The sequence below is a fragment of the Bacillus sp. JJ634 genome, from assembly GCF_036962285.1.
Lineage (GTDB): Bacteria > Bacillota > Bacilli > Bacillales > DSM-1321 > Peribacillus > Peribacillus asahii_A.
The window spans coordinates 1-7,476 of record NZ_JBALMU010000113.1 but is presented as its reverse complement, the minus strand read 5'-3'; the positions used below and the strand labels follow the sequence as shown (position 1 = coordinate 7,476).

Sequence of the window (7,476 nt, the reverse complement as noted above, 5' to 3'; positions counted from 1 at the left end):
ATTGCATCCTGAGCAAGATGTTCCTTACGTTTTAGATACGATTAAACTATTAACAACGGAGCAGTTATCGGTTCCTTTAATCGGTTTTTCTGGTGCTCCTTTTACCATTGCTTCTTACATGATTGAAGGCGGCCCATCGAAAAACTACAATAAAACAAAAGCGTTCATGTATGCAGAACCTAAAGCTTGGTTCGCATTGATGGATAAATTAGCTGATACGATTATCGTATATGTGAAGGCTCAAATTCAAGCAGGCGCAAAAGCTGTGCAAATTTTTGACTCTTGGGTAGGGGCACTAAATGTAGCGGATTACCGCGTATTTATTAAACCTGTGATGGAGCGAATTTTCTCCTCTTTACGAGAAGAAAATGTCCCGTTAATTATGTTTGGAGTCGGTGCGAGTCATCTAGCACTAGAGTGGAATGATTTACCTCTTGATGTAGTCGGCTTAGATTGGCGTTTACCAATCTCACAAGCAAGAAACATGGGGATACACAAAACTGTACAAGGAAACTTAGATCCAGCTATTCTATTAGCTCCTTGGGAAGTCATTGAGGAGCGGGCAAAAGCAATCCTTGATGAAGGGATGGCACAAGACGGATACATCTTTAATCTTGGACACGGTGTGTTCCCTTCTGTGAATCCGGATGTTTTAAAACGATTAACGAATTTTATCCATGAATATTCTGCTAGTCAAAAATAAATAATGGAATGTAGATGAAGCTAAAGAGGTGACATGTGTGGCAAGGAAGAAAATGGGGATTTTAGTTATGGCCTATGGAACACCGAATAAAGAAGAGGATATTGAAAGATATTATACACATATTAGACATGGCAGAAGACCATCGGATGAATTACTAGAAGATTTAAAAGGAAGATATAAAGCGATTGGCGGTTTGTCTCCGCTTGCACGTATTACAGAAGGGCAAGCAAAAGGGCTTGAAAAACGCTTAAATGAGATTCAAGAGGAGATTGAATTTAAAGCGTATTTAGGCTTGAAACATATCGAGCCGTTTGTCGAAGACGCAGTGAAACAAATGGCAGATGATGGAATTACAGAAGCCGTAAGTATTGTATTAGCACCGCATTTTTCAACGTTTAGTGTCAAATCTTATAATGGACGTGCTCAAGATGAAGCAGCAAAGTACGGTCTAAAAATTACTTCTGTTGAAAGCTGGTATGACGAGCCGAAATTTATTCAGTTTTGGGTGGATGAGCTAAATGATGTCATTAATCGCATGACGGCAGAAGAACGTGACAATTATGCATTAATTGTTTCTGCTCATAGCTTACCAGAAAAGATTATACAATTGGGAGACCCGTATCCGAAGCAGCTAGAAGGAACCGCTCAACTGATTGCTGACGGTGCAGGCGTTTCAAATTATGCAGTCGGCTGGCAAAGCGCTGGACAAACACCGGAACCTTGGCTTGGCCCGGATGTTCAAGATTTAACGAGAGATTTATATGAGGAAAAAGGATATAAAGCGTTTATCTATATCCCAGTTGGATTTGTATCGACGCATTTAGAAGTTCTCTATGATAATGATTATGAATGTAAAGTCGTAACAGATGAAATTGGGGCGAGCTATTATAGACCTGCTATGCCGGATGTGCAGCCAGCGTTTATTGATGCTTTAGCAACAATTGTGTTAAATAAATTACAAGGATAAAAAAGGAATGACTGTCCAATATATTGTGGGATGGTCATTCTTTTTTTGAGGATAAAGTCTTTGATGTGTTTTTGTTGTCTGGTTTTAGCGTCTTGTGCTTTTTTAGGGTGTTGATGTTAGAGAAGATTGCAAACGATTTTTGGCTCATTTCGTGTGAGACCGCGGTCTCACACGCCTTTCAGCTCCGCTGAAAGGTGGCTCTGGATTCATGAAACGCTTGGAGAAAGCTAGCTTTCTCCCACGTTTCATGAACCCAGAGCTAAAATGAGCCAAAAATCAGTAGTACTTTATCAAGTCTTTTGAAAAGTGCTTGCTATGAAAAATAAAATTTGTTACTATCATAAAGAACCGAATGACCAATTTTGAAAAATGGTCAGTGAGAGGTGAGACATGTCTATTGATCGTAAACAACTCATTTTAGAAGCGGCTACGAAGTCTTTTTCGTTGTTCGGATATAAGGCGACTACAATGGATCAAGTGGCAAAAATTGCGAATGTTGGAAAAGGGACAATTTATACTTTTTATGCGAATAAAGAGCAGTTATTTAAAGAGATTGTACTGCAGATGATTGAGGAAATGAAGCAGGAGGCGGAACAAGCCATCCAGCCTGAATTAAGCTTCAAAGAGAATTTACATCGAGCTGTATATCGCATTCTTGAATTTAGAAAAGAGCATCAATTATCGCTTAAATTAGTTCAAGAAGAAAAGGAAATGGGAACACCAGCTGTTCAAGAGATGCTCAATGAAGTGGAGCTTGCTATCGTTTCGTATTTGAAGGAAAAAATTTCGATAGCGATAGAGAAAGCGTATATACGCCCATGTGACCCTGAAATCACCGCTTTTTTAATGTTCAAGCTGTATTTAGCGTTTATTTCTGATTGGGAACGAAATCATAAGCCTCTTGAAAAAAAAGAAATAGCTGAACTATTTGAGTTATATTTATTTACTGGATTGTCGATTGCTCCATGATAATCCATATTTTTTTGCAACATTATGACCAATTGAACGAAATGGTCAATTGTGTTTAGGAGGGAATACTTTGAAACCGAGTTTATTAAAACAGCAAGTAGTCGAACTGTTTAAAAATAAAAAAATGCTCGTCTCGATTATTGCTATTTTGTTTATTCCAATTTTATATAGCGGGACGTTTTTATGGGCCTTTTGGGATCCATACAGTCATTTAGAAGATTTACCTGTAGCGATTGTGAATAACGATAAAGGGGCTGAAATGGAAGGAGAAAAGTTGCAGCTCGGAGACGAATTTGTTGATAAGTTAAAGGAAAGCAAAGATTTTGATTTTCAGTTTGTGAATCGAGAAACCGGTTATAGAAACTTAGAAGATCAAAAATATTACTTATTAGTCGAAATTCCCGAGAACTTTTCAGAAAATGCAACAACATTGATGGATGAAGATCCGCAAAAGTTACAGTTAAAGTACGTGCCGAATGAGAGCTTTAACTTTTTATCAGCTCAAATTGGCGAGACAGCGGTTGCTAAAATTCAAAAGGCGCTATCAGAAAAAGTAACAGAGACTTATGCCGAAACGATGTTTGATATTATGACGAAACTGGCCGATGGATATGAGTCTACAGACGAAGCAGCTGGAAAATTGAAAGATGGCATTATGGATCTTGATGAAGGAGCAAAAACACTAGAAGAGAAATTAACCTTATTAGCTGAAAAGCAGGTCGAGTTTACGGGCGGTACGAAGAAAGTGCATGATGGGACTGTTGAGCTGCAAAAAGGAGCAGCAGCACTTGCAGATGGTTTAGGTCAGTTAGCCAATGCTCAAAATCAGTTGATTGAAGGAGCTCAAAAAGCAGAAGAGGGAGCAGGAAGCCTTCAAGCTGGAATCGACCAAGCTCATACTGGCATAGGTACAGTTGAAGAGAAAATGAACGAAGTTGTATCAGGAACGACTCAAATTCATCAGGGCAGCAAACAATTGGAGGACTCGTTACAAAAATTTCAAACAGGAGCGAACAGTGCAGCTCAAGGGGCAAAGGAATTGCAAGAAGGAGTTGCTGTACTGCAATCACAATTAGAGCCTGTTATGCCCGCGTTGCCTGAAGAACAACAAGCTGCTTTGAAGCAAGCACTCGCACAGTTGTCAGCCGGAGCAACAAAACTTGGAGAAGGCAATGAAACATTAGCTAGCTCTGCAGGCCAAATAGAGTCGGGAGCATCCACGTTATCTGAGAAAATCGCAGCACTAAATAACGGACAAAAAGCGCTTCAAACAGGGATTTCTGAACTGAGCGACGGGACAGAGCAGTTGAAAAACGGTGCCGCTCAATTAACAGAAGGGCAAACTCAATTACGGGTGGGCTTAGTGACGTTTGGTGAGAAGCTATCCGAAGCATCAGCCGGCAGTCAAAATCTTGCTAAAGGTTCGACAACACTTGTTGATGGGGTCAATCAGTTACAAACAGGTTCAACAGCATTAGCAGATGGATCTAGTCAACTAGCAGAAGGTTCTAGTCAAATCGTGAATGGAACTAATAAGTTAGCAGAAGGTTCTACAGAATTTAAAGATGAAATCAATGAAGCAGCAACAGAGGCATCCGAGATTCAGGCAAACGACAAAACGTATAATATGGTCGCAGAGCCAGTAACTGTTGAAAAAGAAAGCATAAATAAAGTTCCAAACTACGGAACAGGTATTGCTCCTTATTTCTTATCGTTAGGATTGTTTGTTGGAGCGCTAATACTTTCTATTGTATTTCCATATAAAGATCCAGTTGATATTCCGCGCAGCGGGTTTAGCTGGTTTACTAGTAAACTAAGTGTTATCACGGTTATTGGAACAATCCAAGCTTTAATCGCTTCAGGAGTCACATTATGGGTATTAGATATGGATGTTCAAAGTGTACCATTGTTTATTCTATATTCTATTTTAACAAGCTTAGTCTTTATTACATTGGTTCAATTATTAGTGACAACATTAGGAGACCCAGGCCGTTTTATAGCGATTCTCATCTTAATTTTACAATTAACAACAAGTGCGGGAACATTTCCGATTGAATTAGTTCCGCAGCCACTACAAGATTTCAATGGCTTGCTGCCAATGGCATATACCGTTCGAGGCTATAAAGAAGTCATTTCTAGTGGGAACTTTAGTTTAATGTGGCAAAATGGATATGTGCTTATCGGCTTTATGGTAAGCTTTATGGTGTTAACATTGTTGTATTTTGTGATTAGCCATAAAAAGAAATATTCCGGTGTTAATGAATTAGCAGAAGAATAAGAAGAGCGGAACTAGCCCGTTTAGATTAGATAGAAAATAAGAAGAGTCACCAAAAGATCGTTTGTTGTCTTTTGGTGACTTTTATTTTGTTATAGAACATTGTTAATGTTTGGCTCCTGCTCGTGTAAAGCCTTATTCTTACACACCTTGTAGCAAAGCCAATAAATAAAAAAAACGATTCCCATTAAAAAGAATCGTCTTACAATTTGGGGATAGGACCAGTGATGAACTAGCCCTTATATAGAAGCATCTACTTTAAAAAAGTGGATGATGGAACCAATTTTAAAAAAGTTATTTTGTAGACAAGCAATGGTCACATTTGTTTCCGTAACATTCATGTTGTTCTTCGATCTTTTTTCCACATTCTACGCATTGCTTTGGTGGTAGGTTTTTGAAGAATTCAACGCTACTTTTAATCATGAAATCCATCCTCCTGTTCAACTTATCGGTTATCTGTGACTTAATTGTATTATAACAGTTTTATTGTGTCAATACATGTTTTATAACATTCTTGAAAAGATGCAAAACATAAGCAAATAGTTTATATTTGTGGTAGGCTTCGTTACTCAATATTTTTTCATAAAATAATGGGTAGTTCATTGCTTCTGAAGCCGCAGTTTCAGCTCAAATCATCAACAGTCAAAAGTACCTCCATTGATAGAAGTTTCACTTTATTGTCCATTGAATATGGACTAAATGCAGAAGCGATAAAAGGAGTGACAATAAGCATGAAGATTACCGTTATTGGTTTTTGGGGTGGATACCCAGCGAAAAATGAAGCAAGTTCAGGATACTTATTGGAATATGAGGATTATCGCGTATTGCTTGATTGTGGCAGCGGTGTGTTAGCTCAATTGCAAAACCATTTGAAACCAGAAGAATTAGATGCGGTTGTGTTAAGTCATTATCACCCAGATCATGTTGCGGATATTGGGGTATTACAGCATGCGCTCTTAATTCAACAAATGCTGGGCAGTAAGCAGAAAACACTTCCAATCTATGGACATTCTTTAGATCAGATTGAATTTAATAAACTTTCATATAAAAACATTACAAAGGGAATTGCTTATTCAACTGAAAAGCCCGTACAAATCGGCCCCTTTACGTTTCGATTTATGAAAACGAATCACCCGGCTCCATGCTTTGCGATGAGAATTGAAGCAGGAGGAGACACGCTCGTATATACGGGAGATACTACATATATGGATGAATTGGCGGAATTTGCAAGCGAGGCTAACGTATTGTTGTGCGAGAGTAACTTTTACAGCGATACAAATACAGACGCTTCGAAAGCAGGGCATATGACAGCGCGAGAAGCAGGAATGATTGCGGAGAAGGCGAATGTACAGCTCTTAATTTTAACTCATTTACCGCATTACGGAGATCACCAGCAGTTAAAGAAAGAAGCCGGTGAAGTATTTATGCGTGAAATTGCACTGGCGAAAAGCTGCTTAGAGTTTCAGCTTTGACGAATGAAAAAAAGGAGGAGCAAGGATGCTTTTTATTGACAACAAAGGAATCACCGACCCACGAATTAACTTGGCGATTGAGGAATACGCGTTAAAACATTTAGATATTAATGAATCGTACTTATTATTTTATATTAATAAAAATGCGATTATTATCGGAAAGAATCAAAATACGGTTGAAGAGATTAATCAGGACTATGTAGATGAGCAGGGCATTACGGTTGTTCGCCGTCTTTCCGGTGGTGGAGCTGTTTATCACGATTTAGGGAACCTGAATTTTAGCTTTATTACGAAAGATGATGGAGATAGCTTTCATAATTTTAAAAAATTCACTGAACCTGTTGTGAAAGCGCTTGGCAAGCTGGGCGTTCAAGCCGAGCTAAGCGGGCGTAACGATATTATGGCAGAAGGGAAGAAGATTTCCGGCAATGCGATGTTTGCGACAAGAGGACGGATGTTCAGCCACGGTACGTTATTGTTTAATTCTGAAATGGAGCATATCGTATCGGCATTGAAGGTAAAGAAAGATAAAATCGAATCCAAAGGCATTAAGTCTATTAGAAGCCGTGTCGGCAATATTGCAGATTTCTTAAAAGAACCAATGACAATTGAAGAATTTCGCAGCTTCTTATTAAAAAATATTTTTGAAGAAACTGAGGAAATTCCAGAATACGTGTTAACGGAAGAGGATTGGAAGGAGATTCATAAAATTTCGGAAAAACGATATCAGCAATGGGATTGGAATTATGGTCGATCTCCAAAGTTTAATTTACAGCATTCTCATCGTTTTCCAGTTGGTTCGATTGATATAAGACTAGAAGTGAATAAAGGGATAATTGAAAACTGTAAAATTTATGGTGATTTCTTTGGTGTAGGAGAAGTAACAGACATTGAACAGAAATTAACGGGCGTTCGTTATGAAAAACAAGCCATTGATATGGTATTAGAAGAGGTCGATGTACAACATTATTTTGGCAATGTAACAAAAGAAGATATATTGAAATTGATTTTTTAATTGGAAAATCCGTCCTAGCTTAGTTAGGGCGTTTTTTTGTGTGTAGAGGTTCTGTTAAATAATGTTGTTGATTTT

Annotated in this window: 7 protein-coding genes; 6 read left to right on the top strand and 1 reads right to left on the bottom strand. The window is 38.3% G+C overall.

Annotation, left to right across the window (positions count from 1 at the left end; genetic code table 11):
- The 4 genes from V7068_RS16385 to V7068_RS16370 all read left to right on the top strand — a co-directional run.
- On the top strand, positions 1-703 hold a 703-nt coding region (locus tag V7068_RS16385), incomplete at its 5' end, for a uroporphyrinogen decarboxylase family protein (protein WP_499713679.1).
- A gap of 37 nt (positions 704-740) precedes the next feature.
- Positions 741-1,670, top strand: coding sequence for a ferrochelatase (gene hemH / locus V7068_RS16380; RefSeq protein WP_499713678.1), 930 nt, complete (start codon positions 741-743; stop codon positions 1,668-1,670).
- 390 nt (positions 1,671-2,060) lie between these two features.
- Positions 2,061-2,639: a TetR/AcrR family transcriptional regulator gene (locus V7068_RS16375; RefSeq protein WP_499713677.1), complete on the top strand. Its 579-nt coding sequence runs from the start codon at positions 2,061-2,063 to the stop codon at positions 2,637-2,639.
- 70 nt (positions 2,640-2,709) lie between these two features.
- A complete protein-coding gene (locus tag V7068_RS16370; protein ID WP_499713676.1) occupies positions 2,710-4,917 on the top strand; it encodes a YhgE/Pip family protein in 2,208 nt (735 codons plus the stop codon).
- Between the two features lie 291 nt (positions 4,918-5,208).
- On the opposite strand, the gene yhfH is transcribed toward V7068_RS16370, so the two are convergent.
- Positions 5,209-5,337: a protein YhfH gene (gene yhfH / locus V7068_RS16365; RefSeq protein WP_127759275.1), complete on the bottom strand. Its 129-nt coding sequence runs from the start codon at positions 5,335-5,337 to the stop codon at positions 5,209-5,211.
- 308 nt (positions 5,338-5,645) lie between these two features.
- Between yhfH and V7068_RS16360 the strand changes: the two genes are divergently transcribed.
- Entirely contained in the window at positions 5,646-6,386 is a 741-nt protein-coding gene (locus tag V7068_RS16360; RefSeq protein WP_252295394.1) for an MBL fold metallo-hydrolase, read from the top strand.
- Positions 6,387-6,411: 25 nt separating this feature from the next.
- Positions 6,412-7,401, top strand: a complete 990-nt coding sequence (lplA, locus tag V7068_RS16355) for a lipoate--protein ligase (RefSeq protein ID WP_499713675.1) — start codon at positions 6,412-6,414, stop codon at positions 7,399-7,401.
- Positions 7,402-7,476: the final 75 nt, after the last annotated feature.